This window comes from Streptomyces sp. NPDC051243 (genome assembly GCF_044455405.1).
Lineage (GTDB): Bacteria > Actinomycetota > Actinomycetes > Streptomycetales > Streptomycetaceae > Streptomyces.
In genome coordinates this window covers 105755-121489 of sequence record NZ_JBITES010000014.1, presented here as the reverse complement: position 1 = coordinate 121489, position 15735 = coordinate 105755, and the positions used below count along the sequence as shown (strand labels likewise).

The 15735-nt window shown below is 71.4% G+C and carries 12 protein-coding genes; 8 read left to right on the top strand and 4 right to left on the bottom strand.

The genetic code is table 11. The annotated features are described in order from the left end of the window. Positions 1–25 precede the first annotated feature (25 nt). Together hemQ and hemG are read right to left on the bottom strand one after the other, a co-directional pair. Positions 26–757 (bottom strand): hydrogen peroxide-dependent heme synthase, encoded by a 732-nt coding sequence (gene hemQ, locus ACIBAG_RS32520; protein ID WP_399110009.1) that lies wholly within the window; start codon positions 755–757, stop codon positions 26–28. 5 nt (positions 758–762) lie between these two features. Further along, on the bottom strand, positions 763–2244 hold the full coding sequence (hemG, locus tag ACIBAG_RS32515) for a protoporphyrinogen oxidase (RefSeq protein WP_399110007.1): 1482 nt from the start codon (positions 2242–2244) through the stop codon (positions 763–765). A gap of 187 nt (positions 2245–2431) precedes the next feature. Here hemG and ACIBAG_RS32510 point away from each other — a divergent pair, with 187 nt between their 5' ends. Together ACIBAG_RS32510 and ACIBAG_RS32505 are read left to right on the top strand one after the other, a co-directional pair. Then, positions 2432–3466 (top strand): DUF4349 domain-containing protein, encoded by a 1035-nt coding sequence (locus tag ACIBAG_RS32510; RefSeq protein ID WP_399110005.1) that lies wholly within the window; start codon positions 2432–2434, stop codon positions 3464–3466. A 27-nt stretch (positions 3467–3493) separates the two neighbouring features. Further along, positions 3494–4915 (top strand): FAD-dependent oxidoreductase, encoded by a 1422-nt coding sequence (locus ACIBAG_RS32505; protein ID WP_399110003.1) that lies wholly within the window; start codon positions 3494–3496, stop codon positions 4913–4915. A 119-nt stretch (positions 4916–5034) separates the two neighbouring features. Here the strand turns inward: ACIBAG_RS32505 and ACIBAG_RS32500 are convergent, their stop codons facing one another. Further along, positions 5035–5364 (bottom strand): hypothetical protein, encoded by a 330-nt coding sequence (locus ACIBAG_RS32500; protein WP_399110002.1) that lies wholly within the window; start codon positions 5362–5364, stop codon positions 5035–5037. A gap of 125 nt (positions 5365–5489) precedes the next feature. Between ACIBAG_RS32500 and ACIBAG_RS32495 the strand changes: the two genes are divergently transcribed. The 6 genes from ACIBAG_RS32495 (at position 5490) to ACIBAG_RS32470 (ending at position 13488) form a co-directional block, all read left to right on the top strand. Continuing rightward, positions 5490–6308, top strand: coding sequence for a rhomboid family intramembrane serine protease (locus ACIBAG_RS32495; protein ID WP_399110000.1), 819 nt, complete (start codon positions 5490–5492; stop codon positions 6306–6308). 632 nt (positions 6309–6940) lie between these two features. Next, on the top strand, positions 6941–9949 hold the full coding sequence (locus tag ACIBAG_RS32490) for an AfsR/SARP family transcriptional regulator (protein ID WP_399109998.1): 3009 nt from the start codon (positions 6941–6943) through the stop codon (positions 9947–9949). Positions 9950–10129: 180 nt separating this feature from the next. After that, entirely contained in the window at positions 10130–10801 is a 672-nt protein-coding gene (locus tag ACIBAG_RS32485) for a LuxR C-terminal-related transcriptional regulator (RefSeq protein ID WP_399109996.1), read from the top strand. Between the two features lie 186 nt (positions 10802–10987). Then, on the top strand, positions 10988–12154 hold the full coding sequence (locus tag ACIBAG_RS32480; RefSeq protein WP_399109995.1) for an IS701 family transposase: 1167 nt from the start codon (positions 10988–10990) through the stop codon (positions 12152–12154). 30 nt (positions 12155–12184) lie between these two features. After that, positions 12185–12787: a TetR/AcrR family transcriptional regulator gene (locus ACIBAG_RS32475; RefSeq protein WP_399109994.1), complete on the top strand. Its 603-nt coding sequence runs from the start codon at positions 12185–12187 to the stop codon at positions 12785–12787. Further along, the gene (locus ACIBAG_RS32470; RefSeq protein WP_399109992.1) at positions 12784–13488 is read left to right on the top strand and encodes a GAP family protein; all 705 of its coding nucleotides are present in this window, start codon (positions 12784–12786) and stop codon (positions 13486–13488) included. Before ACIBAG_RS32475 ends, ACIBAG_RS32470 begins: the two co-directional genes overlap by 4 nt. 88 nt (positions 13489–13576) lie before the next feature. Here the strand turns inward: ACIBAG_RS32470 and ACIBAG_RS32465 are convergent, their stop codons facing one another. Next, a complete protein-coding gene (locus tag ACIBAG_RS32465) occupies positions 13577–15727 on the bottom strand; it encodes a prolyl oligopeptidase family protein (protein ID WP_399109991.1) in 2151 nt (716 codons plus the stop codon). Positions 15728–15735: the final 8 nt, after the last annotated feature.

Below are 15735 nucleotides of genomic sequence, written 5' to 3'. Positions count from 1 at the left end.
CCGACCACACCCCACCACAACCCGGTCAGGCAAGCCCGCCCACCAACTCAGCCACGGACTTCCGGCGACCGGTGAAGAACGGCACCTCTTCGCGGACGTGCATCCGGGCCTCGGAAGCCCGCAGGTGGCGCATGAGGTCGACGATGCGGTAGAGCTCGTCGGCCTCGAAGGCCAGGAGCCACTCGTAGTCGCCCAGCGAGAACGAGGCGACCGTGTTGGCGCGCACATCCGGGAAGCCGCGGGCCATCTTGCCGTGGTCGGCGAGCATGCGGCGGCGGTCCTCGTCGGGGAGGAGGTACCAGTCGTAGCTGCGCACGAAGGGGTAGACGCTGACGTAGTTGCGCGGCGTCTCGTCGGCGAGGAAGGCCGGGATGTGCGAGCGGTTGAACTCGGCGGGGCGGTGCAGCGCCATGTTGGACCAGACCGGGGTGAGCGCGCGGCCCAGCTTGGTGCGGCGGAAGAGGTTGTACGCCTCCTGCAGCTGGTCGCTGGTCTCGGCGTGCCACCAGATCATGAGATCGGCGTCGGCGCGCAGCCCGGACACGTCGTAGGTGCCGCGGATCTTCACGTCCTTGGCGGCGAGCTGGTCGAACAGCTCCTGGACCTCGTCGGCGTAGCCCGCGCGGTCCTCGGGGAGCACGTCCTTCAGCTTGAAGACGGACCAGAGGGTGTAGCGGATGACCTCGTTGAGGTCCTTGGCCAGCTTGCCCTTGTTCGGGATCCTGCCGGACTCGGTGGTGGGGGCGTCGTCACTCATGTCCCTTATTCTCCCGCTCCGCCGTGCAGACTCTGCACCGGGTGGGCGGTGAGCTCCTCCACACCGCTCGTATCGCCCTCCAGCTGATCGACCGCGGCGTAGGCGCTCGCGATGCACGCCGGGATGCCCACGCCGTCGTACTGCGCGCCGCACACCGCGAGGCCGGGCAGCTTGGCGACGTGCTCACGGACGCGGGCCACGCGCGCGTAGTGGCCGACCGGGTATTGGGGCAGGCCGTCGGTCCAGCGGGTGACGCGGGTCTCCAGAGGGGTGGCGTCGAGGCCGGTCGCCGCCTGGAGGTCGTGCCGTGAGACGTCGACGAGGTACTCGTCCGCGCGCTGCAGGATCTCCGTCTCGCCGTACCGCCCCACCGACGTGCGCAGGACGACCACGTCCGGGTTCTCGTCGGCGATCCAGCCCCACTTCTGGGAGGCGAAGGTCGACGCCTTGATGGTGCGCCCGTCGACCGGCGGCACCAGGAAGCCGCTGCCGGCGGGCAGGGCGGTGTCGGCGCGGCGGAAGGCGAGGGTGACCAGAGCCATGGAGGCGTACTCGACGCCGTCCAGCTCGGTGGCGGCTGCGGGGGCCTCGGCGCGCAGGAGGGCGGCGGCGGCCGGTGCCGGTACGGCGACGACGACCGCGTCGGCGTGCAGCACCCGGTCGCCGGTGACGACGCGCCACCCGGCCCCTGCCGCACGGCGCAGCTCCGTCACCGGCGCCCCGGTCACGATCTCGCCGCCCCGCGCGCGGACCGACTCCGCGACAGCCTGCGGGAGCCGGCCCACCCCGCCCTCGATGCCCATGAACACCGGCCCGGTCTGCCCGCCGGCCGCGGCCCTGGCCTGGATCTCGCGGACGGCCTCGGTGATCGAGACATGGTTCCGGGCGGCCTGGAAGAGCTGCGGGACGGCCGAGCGCATCGAGATGCGGTACGCGTCGCCCGCGTAGACGCCGCCCAGCAGGGGCTCGACCATGCGGTCGACGACCTCGCGGCCGAGGCGTGCCGCGACGTACTCGCCCACCGCCATGTCGTCCCCGACCTCCGTGCGGGGCAGGTCGGCGTCCCGCTCGATGCGGGCCAGGCCCTCGTCGGACAGGACGCCGGTCAGGGCGGCGGCGGTGCCGGGGACGCCCATGACATGCCCCTTGGGCATGGGGCGCAGGGCGCCTCGGGTCCAGATCGAGGCGGTCGCGGTGGCGGGCGGCCGGAGGTGCTCGTCGAGGCCGACCTCACGGGCCAGGGCGACGGCTTCGGGGCGGCGGGCCAGCATCGACTCGGCGCCGAAGTCCACGCGCACGCCCGCGATCTCCCCGGGCAGCAGCTTGCCGCCGACCCGGTCCGAAGCCTCGAGGACGGTCACGCGTCTGCCGCCGGCCAGCAGCCGGTGGGCGGCCGCGAGACCGGCGATCCCGCCGCCGATGACGACGGCACTGCCCCGCCCCGCGGGCCCGTGTCCCGTGCGTGTGTTCTCGCTGTGCTCGCGCATGATCCCACTCTCTCAAACACCTCTGACACTCCCACCAGGGCCGTACGGTCCCGTCCCGCCGGGACCGGTGTGCCCGGGCCGAGTCCCGACCGTGACCGCATCGGGACCGTTTCCCGCCAACGTTCGGCCGGCCCCGGGCGTCGAAGGAGCATCAGTCGCCACGACGACCCTCGGGGGGTACGCCCACATGCGCACACGATCCGCACGGTCCACGCGATCCGTACGACCTGTTCAGGCCTTGGCGGGCCTGCTGCTGGCGACTGCCCTCGCGCTCACCGGCTGCAGCGGCGCGGCGGACGAGTCGAGCGGCGGCGGAAGCGTCGCCAACGACGAGGCCGCCCTTGCGGAGTCCCAGGCGGACGCGAAGGAAGGCGCCCCGGGCTACGGCTCCGGCTCCGGCTCCGGCTCCGGCTCCGGTTCCGACAAGGCCACCGCGCCGCCCAAGGTCACCGCGAGCCACATCATCCGTACGGCCTCACTGACCGTTCAGGTCAAGGACGTGCCGAAGGCCCTGGACGAGGCCCGCACCACCACCGAGAACGCGGGCGGCTACGTCGGCAACGAGACCACCACACGCGACGAGAAGGGCCGCGAGCGCACCCGCGTCGTCCTGCGGGTGCCCGTCGACAGGTACGCCGAGGTCCTCGCGGACCTGGAGGGCACGGGCAGGCTGATCGAGCGCAGCGCCAAGGCGCAGGACGTCACCGACCAGGTCGTCGACGTGGAGAGCCGTATCAAGTCGCAGCGCGCCAGCGTGGCCCGGATCCGTGAGCTGATGGATCAGGCGACCAAGCTCAGCGACGTGGTCACGCTGGAGGGCGAGTTGAGCAGCCGCCAGGCCGACCTGGAGTCGCTGCTCGCCCAGCAGGCCTCCCTGAAGGACCGCACCAGCCTGGCCACCATCACCCTGACCCTGTCGGAGACACCGGTGAAGAAGGCCGCCGAGAAGGACGACGACCCCGGCTTCCTGGACGCGCTCGCGGGCGGCTGGAACGCGTTCGTGACGATGCTGCGCTGGATCGCGGTGGCGTTCGGCGCCGTGCTCCCCTTCGCGGCGGTGGCGGCGCTGATCGTGCTGCTGTGGCTGAAGGTGCTGCGGCCCCGGCTGCCGCGCCGCCCGGCCACGGCGCCCGCGACTGGCACGCCGGGCCCGCTGCCGATGGCCCGCCCGGCACCGAGCCCCACGCGCGCGGGCGACGACCCGGAGGGCCCGCAGGCCTGAAATGCCCGGCGCCCGTAGCGTGTTCGCATGAGCATGAGCGCTGCGCGGGGTGTTGCGAGGGGTGTGCCGGGTACGCGGGAGCGGCTGGTCGTGATCGGGGGCGACGCCGCAGGGATGTCCGCGGCGTCGCAGGCGCGGCGGCTGAGGAGCGCCGGGGAGCTGGAGATCGTGGCGTTCGAACGCGGCCACTTCACCTCCTTCTCGGCCTGCGGCATCCCGTACTGGGTGGGCGGCGACGTCCCCGACCGCGACCGGTTGATCGCCCGTACGGCCGAGGAGCACCGCGCTCGGGACATCGATCTGCGCATGCGGACGGAAGTCACGGAGATCGACGTGGCGGGCGGGCGGGTACGCGCGCGTGACGTCGATTCGGGCGCGGAGTCCTGGACGTCGTACGACAAACTCGTGATCGCCACCGGTGCCCGCCCGATCCGCCCCGACATGCCGGGCGTCGACGCCCCCGGCGTGCACGGTGTGCAGACCCTGGACGACGGCCAGGCCCTCATCGACACGCTGGCACGCACGCGTGGACGGCGCGCGGTGGTCGTCGGCGCCGGCTACATCGGGGTGGAGATGGCCGAGGCGCTCATCAACCGCGGCTACGAGGTGACGGTCGTCAACCGGGGCAGCGAGCCCATGTCGACGCTCGACCCGGACATGGGCCGCCTGGTGCACGAGGCCATGACGGGTCTGGGCATCACGATGGTCAACGACGCCGAGGTCACCAAGATCCTCACGGGCGGGGACGGCCGGGTGCGGGCGGTGGCGACGGAGGACGCCGAGTACCCGGCGGACGTGGTCGTCCTCGGCATCGGTGTCCGCCCGGAGACCGGCCTCGCGCGGGCCGCGGGCCTCCCCCTCGGCGACCACGACGGCCTGCTGACCGACCTGGCCATGCGGGTGCGCGGCCACGAGAACATCTGGGCGGGCGGCGACTGCGTGGAGGTCCTCGACCTGGTCTCCGGCCGGGAACGCCACATCGCCCTCGGCACCCACGCCAACAAACACGGCCAGATCATCGGCACCAACGCGGCCGGCGGCTACGCCACGTTCCCCGGTGTGGTCGGCACGGCCGTCAGCAAGGTCTGCGACCTGGAGATCGCCCGCACGGGCCTGCGCGAGAAGGACGCGCGCAGGGCGGGCCTGCGGTTCGTGACGGCGACGATCGAGTCCACCAGCCGCGCCGGCTACTACCCCGGCGCGGCCCTGATGACGGTCAAGATGCTCGCGGAACGCCGCACGGGACGGCTGCTGGGCGTGCAGATCGTGGGCCGGGAGGGCGCGGGCAAGCGGGTCGACATCGCGGCGGTGGCGCTGACGGCCGGGATGACCGTGGAACAGATGGTGTCCCTGGACCTGGGATATGCGCCCCCGTTCTCGCCGGTGTGGGACCCGGTGCTGGTGGCGGCCCGCAAGGCAGTGAAAGCAGTCGGTGCCGGCGGCTCATAGCGGGCGGCGCGGGCAACGCCTTGAGGGCCTGCGGGCGTATCGATGGGCGGCTCCGCCGCGCGGGCGCGACAAGCCACAACGCACCAGCAGCCGCCGAACCGCCCACACCCCTACGGCGCTTACGCGCTGCCGTTGATCCTCTCGATCGCCTGCCGAGCCTGCTCAGCCGGCGGCCGGGACGGCAGCGACGACACGGACGCAGTCACACTCGGCATCGCGGCGGCAGTCGGCTGCTCCCCCGCCGGCTTCGCGTGCGCGGCGCTGCGCGCGGAGCGCAACCGATGGCTGACGGCCTCGTCCAGCGTCACCGGCCGCTGCATCTGCGAAGCGAGCCGCCCGGCCTCCTGACCCAGTCGGGCCACGTCTTCCCAGGGCAGTCGCAGCACCACGGCGAGTTCGGCCTCACCGTCGGGCAACGCGTGGATCGGAGGAGTAACTCGGTCGTTCATCGCCTGTTCCTCACGTAGTCCCCGCGACCCGCCTTCCCCGTGCCGCGGGCGGTTGCCGAGACATACGCACGCGACGGCGGCCGCGTTCACCGATTCGCCGGACGTATCCCGGGCAGAAATCCCTCGTGGTCATCCCCGTCCATGACGTGAACCCGGTCCGCCGCACCCCCTGGGTGACCTACGCGCTGATCGCCGCGAACGTCCTCGTCTTCCTGTCCACGCCCGGGATAGCCGGCTCCGTGGCCGGTGAGACCAGCCTGGCCCAGCTGTGCCATCTGCAGGCGTTCCTGGACCACTACGCGGCGGTGCCCCGGGAGCTGATCCACGACCAGTTGCCCGGGGCGGTCCCCACGGGCGACGTCGCCGTCGGCCCACAGGGCCCCGGCTGTGTGATCGGCCCGCCGGACTACGCCAAGTCCCCCGTGCTGTCGGTGTTCACCGCGATGTTCCTGCACGGCGGCTGGCTGCACCTGCTCGGCAACATGCTCTTCCTGCTGATCTTCGGCAACAACATCGAGGACCGCATGGGCCACGTGCGGTACTTCCTCTTCTACGTGGTCTGCGGCTATGCGGCGTCCTACGGCTTCGCCCTTCTCAACGACGACTCCGCCGACCCGCTGATCGGCGCGTCCGGGGCGATCGCGGGTGTCCTGGGCGCCTATCTCGTGCTGTACCCGAAGGCCAGGGTCTGGGTCCTGGTCCCGTTCCTGATCTTCCTGCCGCTGCGGTTGCCGGCCTGGCTGGTCCTCGGCTTCTGGTTCGGGCTCCAGGCGGTGTACTCGTCCGGCGAGGGTGTCACGGCCGCGGGCACGGTGGCGTACGCGGCGCACATCGTGGGTTTCCTGGCCGGCATGGCGATCGCCTGGCCACTGCGGCCCGGCACCCCGCCGCCACCGGAGCCGCGCGGCCTGTTGTTCGGCCGGCGGGCCCGCCCGGGTTGGTGAGGCGGACTTCTGCCGCCTCCCTTCGCCCAGTCCTATTGATTTTCTTCCAAGGGCGGCAAAGTCTCGTCAAAGACGAAGTGAAATGTTGCGGGCGTCAATCGGACGGCCGCCGACCACGGCTCGTTTCCGAAAATTCCATCGAAACAGCACCGAAAGCCCGTGCGGGTAACCTTGCCACTGCCCGGATTGCTCCGTAATCCACTAATCGAGAGGACATTACATGCCCAAGGCGCACGCTTTCTTCGCGACTATCGTCGGGACGGTATTCCTGATGACTCTATGGGTGGGGTCGGCTGCGGCTGTGACCTCCACGGTTGCCGGACCGGAGGGCAACGATCCGTCGGCCACAATGGCCGAATTCACCGCCAACGCACCGCTCAACACACCCGTCCCTCAGGATGAACTGCCCTGGACGAGGCACAAGAGCGAGTTCCCCTGGACGCTGATAGGAGAGTAAACACCCCGAAATAACACCGAAACAACAGCCCACTTCAGACCAGAAACGGACACAACGTGCATATCCCAAACAGCGATCTCCAGGGGGAACTCGCTGTTTGGGTCATCACGTACCGTGACATACCCTTCACGTAGGTTTACGTTCACGGGGATCAATGGGCCGAAAGGGTGTCTCGTTGAGTCGGTTATCCTTCAGGGCGCTGGGTCCACTCAGGGCCGAGGTGGGCGGGGAACCCCTCAACCTCGGCGGAGCAAGACAGCGCAAGGTGCTGGCGATGCTGCTCCTGGCGCCCGGGCAGGTCGTCTCCGTCGAGAGCCTGACCGAGGCCGTGTGGCAGGGCGCACCGCCCACGACGGCCCGCAACCAGATAGCCATCTGCATCACGGCACTGCGCCGGATCTTCCGCTACGCCACGGCGGACGAGGAACTCATCCGGACCGCGCACAACGGCTACTCCCTGATCCAGGGTGACCATCGCATCGACATCCACGAGATGCACTCCCTGCTCGCCCGGGCCCGCACGGCCTCGACCGAGGGCGCGCCGGAGGAGGCCGCGGAGCTGTTCGAACAGGTACTGGCGATGTGGTACGGCTCTCCCCTGGAGGGCCTCGCCGGCGGCCATCTCGACCATGCCGCCGCCCGGTTGACCGAACTGTGGCTCGACCTCAACGAGGAGTACGCCGCGCTCCAGTTGCAGTTGGGGCGCTACCGGGCGGCGGCGGACCGGCTCGCCACCCTCGTCGAGCAGTATCCGCTGCGGGAGCAGGCACGGCTGCACCTCATGTCGGCCCAGCATCTGGGGGGCCGACGGGCCGACGCCCTGGAGACCTACCGCGTCGGGCGCAAGGTGCTGGTGGAGGAGCTCGGCATCGAGCCCGGTCCGGAGCTGCAGCAGCTCCACCGTCGCATCCTGCAGGACTCCGACACGACGGGTCCGCATGAGCACGCGATGACCGGACGCTTGACGGCGAAGGCGGGCCCGCCGGCCCAACTGCCGCTGCCCTCCGCCAGTTTCACCGGGCGGGAGAAGGAGATCGCCGCGCTGGACGAGCTGCTGCACTCCCGCACGGACGCGACACCGCTGGCCATCGCCGCCCTCTCCGGGGCCAGCGGGGTCGGCAAGAGCGCTCTCGCGGTCCACTGGGCCAACCGGGTCGTCGAACACTTCCCCGACGGCCAGCTGTTCGTGGACCTGCGCGGCTACGACAAGCACGACCAGCCCTTCTCCCCGATGAGCGCCCTCGACAGCTGTCTGCGCGCCCTCGGTGTCCAGGGTCCGGAGATCCCGGCCGAACTGCAGGAACGTGCCGCGCTGTTCCGGAGCCTGCTGGACGGCAGGCGCATGCTCATCGTGCTGGACAACGTGCGCTCGATCGACCAGATCCTGCCGCTCTTCCCGGGCCGCGGCGACTGCTGTGTGGTGATCACCAGCCGGGACCCACTGGGGCACCTCGCCGGGGACTATCCGGTGCTACGGGTCCCCCTGCGGCCCCTGAACACCGACGAATCGTGCCGGATGCTGGAGGCGATGATCGGGCGCGAACGGGTCACCGCCGCCCCGGAGATGGCGGCCCGGCTCGCCGAGCTGTGCGACGGGCTGCCGCTGGCGCTGCGGATCCTAGGGGCCCAGCTCATCAACAAACCGCACCGGTCGCTCTCCCAGGCGGTCGCCCGGCTGGAGGACCGGCGCAGACGGCTGGACCTGCTCAGTCCGGATCACGGCGGCTTACGGGCCGAGTTCTGGCTCAGCTACCGGGAACTCTCGCCGGACGCCGCGCGGATGTACCGCCACCTCAGCATGCTGTGTCCGCCGCCCTTCCCCGCCTGGGTCGGGGCGGCTCTCCTGGACATCGACATCGACCAGGCCGAGGATCTGCTGGACCAGCTGGTGGACGCCCAGTTGCTGGAGGTCGCCGTGCAGGACGCCTCCGGCGCGCCGCGCTACCGCTTCCTGGACCTGCTGCGGCTGTTCGCGTGGGAGCGGGCCCAGGAGGAGGAACCGCAGAGCGAGATCGAGGCCGCGCTCGACCGGCTGCTGGGCACGATCCTCACCCTGGCCGACCTGGCGCACGAGCAGCTCAGCGGCAAGGGACACATCCCCGCGCTGCCGCAGGTGCCGGGGCTCAAGCTCCTCCCCCACCAGGTCGCCTCGATCATGGCGTGCCCCATGAACTGGTTCGAGTCGGAGCGGCAGCGCATCGTCGAACTGGTGAAGGTCTGCGCGGACTCAAGCCGGGCCCTGTACGCCTGGGCCCTGGCGGCGCGTCTGGTCCCGCTGTTCGAAACACTCGGCTACCCCGAGGACTGGCGTACCACCTCCGAGCACGCGTTACGGGCCGCGCGGGAGGCGGGAGACGTCCTGGGCGTGGGCACGATGCTGCGCTCGCTGGGCGCGCTGGCGATCTACCAACGCCAGTACCAGCAGGCCGAGTCACTGCTCGGACTGGCCATGGAGGCCCTGGTGGAGGCGGGCGAGGTGCAGGGCCAGGCCCTCGTCCTGCGCAACTTCGCCGTGTGCGCGCGCTTCGCCGGTGACCTGGACAGCGGCGCACGCCACTGCCGTGCTGCCCTGCGGCTGTTCGAGCGGACCGAGGATGTCAGCGGCCGTTCGCACACCCTGGGGCTGCTGGCCCAGATCGAGCTGGAGCGGGGGAACGTCCAGCTCGGCATCGGGTTGACGCGCGAGGCCATCGCGATGAGCGAGAGCCCGTCGGCGCTGCGCACCAAGACGCAGAACATCTACCGGCTGGCCGAGGCGCTGCTGCGCGCCGGTGAGTTGCGCGACGCGGAGGAAACCAGCCGCAGGGCGATCGCACTGACACGTGTCCAACGCGACCGCATGGGCGAGGCGTACGGACTGCGCGCTCTGGGCGAGGCGCAGTGGCGGCAGAACCTGGTGGACGAGGCCGAGGAGTCGCTGCGGGACGCCCACGAGGCCGCCGAGGACGTCGGCGACCGCTTCCTGCAGGCCCGGGTCGAGGTGGACCTGGCCTGTGTGAAGGTACTGCGGGGCGAGCACGGGGCGGCGCGGGTGTGCCTGCACCGGGCGCTCGCGGTCTTCCGGCGCCTCAACGCCCCCGTGTGGGAGGAGCGCGCCCTCCATCTGCGGGATCTGCTGGACGGGCTGAGTGAGGACCTGCCGGCCAGTATCGGGCGCCTGACCCAGGCGCTGGACGTGCCCTGACCCGGTTTCCGTTCGCGTTTCGACGAGGTTTTCGTCGCGCGCCGGCGACCGAAAGCGCCGGCAAACGACGCGTGGTTAGTCTCGTGATGCGCTTGAGAGCGCTCACAGGGATGCTCTGGGGACCGCTCCCCCATACGACCGAGGCGCACGGGCCGACCGGCCGGAAATGGACGACGGAAAATGACCATACGGATACTCGTGGCACACGCCGAGGGACTCGCGCGAGCCGGAATCATCCAGCTGCTCGGGACACTCGGCGACATGCGCGTGGTGGCGCAGGCGTCCACCCCGGCTCAGACGATCCGGATGAGCCGGCTGACCGAGGCCGACGTCGCGATCGTCGACGGTTCGAGCCACGCCTTCACCCGGCCCGAGACCATCGGCGCCGTCGTCCGCGCCGGCACCGACGTCCTGGTGCTGACCCCACCGCACCCCGACGCCCGCGTGCTGGAGGCGTGGGAGGCCGGCGCGGTCGGCTTCCTCCCCATGGACTCGCAGACCGGGGACCTCGGCCGGGCGCTCCTGATGATCGCCGAGGGGCACGGGTTCATGGACCCGACCATCATCCGTCCCCTCACCCGGGCGCTGGGACGGCAGGCCGACGAGGCGCCGCTCACCGACAGCCGACTGGCCGAGGTGCTCACGCCCCGCGAGCGGCAGGTGCTGGCCTTCCTCGGCGAGGGCCGGTCGAACGCCGAGATCGCGCAGCGGCTGATGGTCTCCGAGAACACCGTGAAGACCCATGTCAGCCGGCTGCTGGCAAAGCTGGGCCTGCGCAGCCGGGTCGAGGCCGCGCTCGCCGTCCGGGACGGCATGGACCGCGTCCTCGTACCCGTGGGTGCCGGGCGCTGATTTCCCGGTCCGGGTAATCCTTTGGATTACCCGAACTCCCCCGGAATGTGTATCGCCGTTACCCGCCGCCGCTGATGAGATGGATTGCGTCGGCCCACCGAAAACACCGCAAGAAACCCAGCGGAACGCATTCGGTGAGTCGTGGCAAATCCATGAACTCCGCGGAGGTGGTGCAGTATGGAGGATTTGGCGACTCTGATTTCGCACCGGTTCGCCCGGGCGGAGCCGCGCAGGCGCGTGGTGGCCTACATGGAGGGGCTGTTGTCGCACTCCCTGCGCAAGAACGCCTTCGCCCTCGCCTCGCACGCGCGCGAGGTGGGCCCCGACGGGATGCAGCGACTGCTGCGCACCGCGAAGTGGGACGCCGACGAAGTGCGTGACGACCTGCTCGCCTACGTCCTGCGGCACACCCGCGTCGAGGGCGGGGACCAGCCGGGCCACGGCGACGGCGTCCTCGTCGCGGCGCAGGAGGCCTTCGTCAAGAAGGGCAGACACTCGGCCGGTGTCACCTGGCAGTACTCCAGCCGGCACAGACGAATGGAGAACTGCCAGATCGGCCTGTTCCTGACCCATGTGTCGGCTCGGGGCAGCGGGGTGCTCGACCGGGAACTGTATCTGCCCCAGGAGTGGCTGCGGGACCGGCCGCAGGTCATCGCGTCGGGGCTTCGGCAGCAGGCGTCGTACGCCTCGAAGGCGCGGCTGACCCAGCGGATGATCGCCCGGGCTCTGGACGGTGGTCTGCCTCGCCCCTGGATCAGCGTGCCCGAACGGGACTTGTGGGACGAGGAGTTGAGGCTCTGGCTGGACGGGCGGGGCCTGCCCCATGCCCTCAGGCTGGCGCCGGAGGAGGCCGCGTCGCTGCTGCCCCGTGGCATGACCGGCGTACTCGGCGCCACCGGGCCCGGCCGGGCGCCCGGCTCGAGCAGCGGGCTGAACACGCTGCCCTGGCAGACCGTCAGGCTGCCGGGGACGGCCCCCGGCGGGCGCGCCCAGTGGCTGCTGGTCCATCACTCGGCCGCGGCCGGGCGTCCCGAGGGCTACCTCTGCTCCGGGCCGCCCGCCACCACCGTCGCCGAGTTCATCCGCGCGGTGCGGGCGCAGACGAGGGCGCGGCACTGTCTCGACGTGCTCAGGAACGAGGTCGGCCTGGACGAGTACCAGGTGCGCACGGTCACCGGCTGGTACCGGCACACCACCCTGTCGCTCCTGGCGTACGCCTTCCGGTCGTTCGCGCTGGAAGGCCGGGTGCGGGAGCCCGCGCGCACGCCCGGCCGGGCGGCTTTCGGCCAGCGCGCCCGGAGGGCTCCCAGGCCCGGCCGCACGCCGTTGACCAGCGTTGGATTAAGGCCTTAATCTAACGTCGTGCCACGTTACGCAGACCCCGTGGAACGACGTCGGCAGGTGGCTCAGGCGCTGTTGCGCGTCGTCGAGTCCGAGGGCCTGGAGGCCGCGAGCATCCCGCGCATCGCGCGTGAACTCGGCGCCACCACCGGCCTGGTGCAGACGTACTTCCGGACCAAGGACGAACTACTGATCTTCGCCGCGCGGTATCTCGGCGAGGTGATGAACGCACGGGTCGCGGCCGCGCTCGCCGCGTGCGACCCGAAGGACATCCGGCAACGCCTGCTGATCTCCCTGAGCGTGCTCACCGGGGCCGACGAGAGCTCCCCGGCCGAGGCGAGGATCTGGCTGGCCTTCCTCGCCCGGGCCGCCTTCCACCCCGCCCTGCGGGAGGTCCATGTCGCCGGCTCCCGGGAGATCCGCGACCGATGCCGCGATTCCCTCCGGCTCGCCCGCAGACTCGACCTGCTGTCCGCCGGCCTGGACGACCAGGACGAGGCCGTCGCCCTGCTCGCCTTCACGGACGGGCTGACCCTCCAGCGCGCCGTCGAGCCGGAGCTGATGAGCGCCGACCGCGTCCGGCATGCGCTGAGCCACTACCTGGACCGGCTGTTCGACCACCCTCACTTAGGAGAAGCTCTTTGAGCACCGCATTACTGCTGTCCCTGGCCGGTCTGGCCCTGCTCGACAGCACCAGCATGGGCACCCTGTTCATCCCCGTATGGCTGCTGCTGTCGCCGGGACGATTCAACGTCGGCAAGGTGATGGTCTATCTGACCACCATCACCGTCTTCTACTTCGGTGTCGGACTCGCCATCGTCTACGGCGCGGACACTCTCTTCTCCGCGGGCAAGGCCCTGGACGGCAGGACCGCGCTCTGGATCCAACTGGGTGTCGGTGTCGGCCTGTTCCTGCTGAGTTTCCGCTTCGACCCCAAGCGCCAGGCGAAGAAGGGCAAGAGCAGCACCGGCAAGTGGCAGCAGCGGGTCGGGGCCAACTCCTCCGTCGGCTGGATGGTCGGGCTCGCGCTGCTGGCCGGGCTGGCCGAGGTCGCGACCATGCTGCCGTACCTCGGCGCCATCAGCATGCTCACCACCTCCGGCCTGAACCAGGTCGAGGTCGTCACGCTGCTGGCCGGCTACTGCCTGATCATGGTCGTGCCCGCCGCCGTGCTGCTGCTCGGGCGGATGCTGCTGCGCTCGCTCGTCGAACCGATGCTGGAGCGCATGAACAACTGGATCTCCAAGAAGGCGACCGGTGCCACGGGCTGGATCCTGGCCATCGCCGGCTTCCTCGTCGCCCGGGACGCGGCGGCCCGGCTGTGGGTTCCCGAGGCGTTCAACTGACGTAGCAGGACGGGCAGTCGACGACGATGTCCGGACACCTCCCAGCACGGAGGTGTCCGGACGTCGTTCACGCACCGGGGAGCGCGGCCTACGGCCGCACCGGCTTGAGTCCGGTGACGCTCCCGAGGAAGGCCAGTACATCGGCGGCGTACCCGATGGCGCTGCTCTGCGAGCGCGCGCCGTGCCCGAGGTTCTCGCGGCGCAGCACCACGTCGGCGGGGTTGGTGGCCGCATGCTGGACGACCGCGCACATCTTGCGGCTGTGCAGCGGATCGACCCGGGTGTCGTTGTCGAAGGCGGAGAACAGCAGGGCCGGGTAGCGCACGCCCTCTCGGACGTTGTGGTACGGCGAGTAGGCCAGCAGCCAGTCCAGTTCCTCCGGCACGCTCGCGCTGCCGTACTCGTGCGCCCAGGCCCGGCCGAGGCCGAAGCGTTCGTAGCGGACCATGTCGAGCAGTGCGGCGGCGCAGTTGACCGCCGCGTACAGCTCGGGACGCTGCACCGCCGCCGCGCCGACCAGCAGGCCGCCGTTGGAGGTGCCGGTGAGGGCGAGCTGCCGGGGTGTCGTCCAGCCCCGGTCGATCAGCCAGGTCGCCGCCGCGTGGAAGTCGTCGATCGACTGCTGCTTGGCGTCCCGGCAGCCCGCGCGGTGCCATTGCTCGCCCCGTTCGCCGCCCCCGCGGATCTGCGGCTCGGCGAAGACGCCGCCGGAGCGGACCCAGGCGAGCACCTCCGGCGCGCAGTACGGCCGGGCCTGGACGCCGAAGCCGCCGTAGCCGCGCATCAGCACGGGCCGGGGGCGCCTCGGGGCGGTGTCCCCCACGAGCTCGTCGTCGGTCACGTCGTCGGGGACCACGAGGGCCATGGTCACGGCGGCCGAGTCGGTGGAGGAGTACTCGACGTGCGCGGTCCGCACGCCGGGCAGGCGTCCCTCGTCGTATGTCTGCTCGTCGCGGCCGGGGACCTGCCACGGGGTCACTGCCCCGTCGCGGGCGTCGAAGCGCAGGACCCGCTGCGGGGTGGCGTAGTCGGTGTACGAGAACCACACCTCGCCGCCCGCGCCCGGCCGTGCGGTCATCCGGAACACCGTGCCGAGTCCCGGCAACGGCACCGTACCGGTGAGCCGGCCCGACTCCCGCTCGTGCAGGGTGAGTTCGGCACAGGCGTCCCTGGACCACAGGGCGAGCAGCAGCGGCCGTCCGCCGGCGCCGTCCAGGGCCACCGCCGCCTGCAGCACCGCCCCGGGCCGCTCGCCGATCACCTCGGTCCACTCGGCGCCGGGATCGGCCGGATCGAAGGCGCACAGCCGCCGCCCGTCGGCACCGGAGCCGGTGAGGACGCGTGCCACCCCGTCGGCGCCCACCTCCAGAGCCGAGTCGGCCCCGGCCCCGCCGGCCACCGGCCGGAACTCGGGGGCGTGCGGTGGGCCGGCGGTGAGGTCGGCGAGCCAGAGGCGGTTGCCCGGCCGGCTGCCCCGACGGACGCTGACGGTCAGCCAGCGTCCGTCGCCGCTGACCGACAGGCCGTACGCGGCGGACGGGTTCGCGTCGTCGCCGAACACCACGGGGTCGGTGTCCGGGTCGGTGCCGACCGCGTGCCAGTGGACACGGCGATGCAAGCCGCCCTGGCCGGAGGGCATGCCGGCGGGCACTTCGGTGGGCGGGAGCCGGCGGACGTAGTAGTAGCCGTCGTGGCCGGAGCGGCCCGGCACCCATACGGGCGCCGGGCCGCGAGTACGGTCCACGGGCCCCTCGACGAGGGTGCCCGTCTGCGTGTCCAGGACGTGCAGCGCGGGTTCCTCCAGCCCGTCCGAGGACAGCTGGCAGGCCAGCAGCCCGCCGTCCGGGGACACCGACCAGGAGCCGAGGACCGTCCGGCCGGACGGGTCCAGCCGCTCCGGGTCCACCAGGGCCCGCACTTCTGCGCCCGGCCCGGCGACGTACAGCACCGGATGCTCCCGGCCGGGCCGCAGGTCCTCGAAGAAGCACCGGTCCCCCCGCCGGACGGGCGGGTTGACCGCGCCCGTTCCGGCGAGGGAGTCCAACAGCCGGTGCCAGTCCGCCCGTTCGCCACGGTCGCGTACGGCGGTGTGGAACCGCTCCTCCTGGAAGCGGAGCCAGCGCGCGGTCCGCTCCGAGGAGGCGTCCTCCAGCCAGCGATAGGGGTCGGCGACCACGTGGCCGAACAGGTGGTCCACGGTGTTGTCCCGGGGTGCCGGGGGTCCGGTCGGCGTACCCATCGCGACCG

What these genes read in the sequence shown, in the direction of transcription:
- ACIBAG_RS32500 (WP_399110002.1), bottom strand. Translation starts at nt 5,364, where the DNA reads ATGAACGACCGAGTTACTCCTCCGATCCACGCGTTGCCCGACGGTGAG.
- ACIBAG_RS32510 (WP_399110005.1), top strand. Translation starts at nt 2,432, where the DNA reads ATGCGCACACGATCCGCACGGTCCACGCGATCCGTACGACCTGTTCAG.
- ACIBAG_RS32505 (WP_399110003.1), top strand. Translation starts at nt 3,494, where the DNA reads ATGAGCATGAGCGCTGCGCGGGGTGTTGCGAGGGGTGTGCCGGGTACG.
- hemQ (WP_399110009.1), bottom strand. Translation starts at nt 757, where the DNA reads ATGAGTGACGACGCCCCCACCACCGAGTCCGGCAGGATCCCGAACAAG.
- ACIBAG_RS32465 (WP_399109991.1), bottom strand. Translation starts at nt 15,727, where the DNA reads ATGGGTACGCCGACCGGACCCCCGGCACCCCGGGACAACACCGTGGAC.
- hemG (WP_399110007.1), bottom strand. Translation starts at nt 2,244, where the DNA reads ATGCGCGAGCACAGCGAGAACACACGCACGGGACACGGGCCCGCGGGG.
- ACIBAG_RS32485 (WP_399109996.1), top strand. Translation starts at nt 10,130, where the DNA reads ATGACCATACGGATACTCGTGGCACACGCCGAGGGACTCGCGCGAGCC.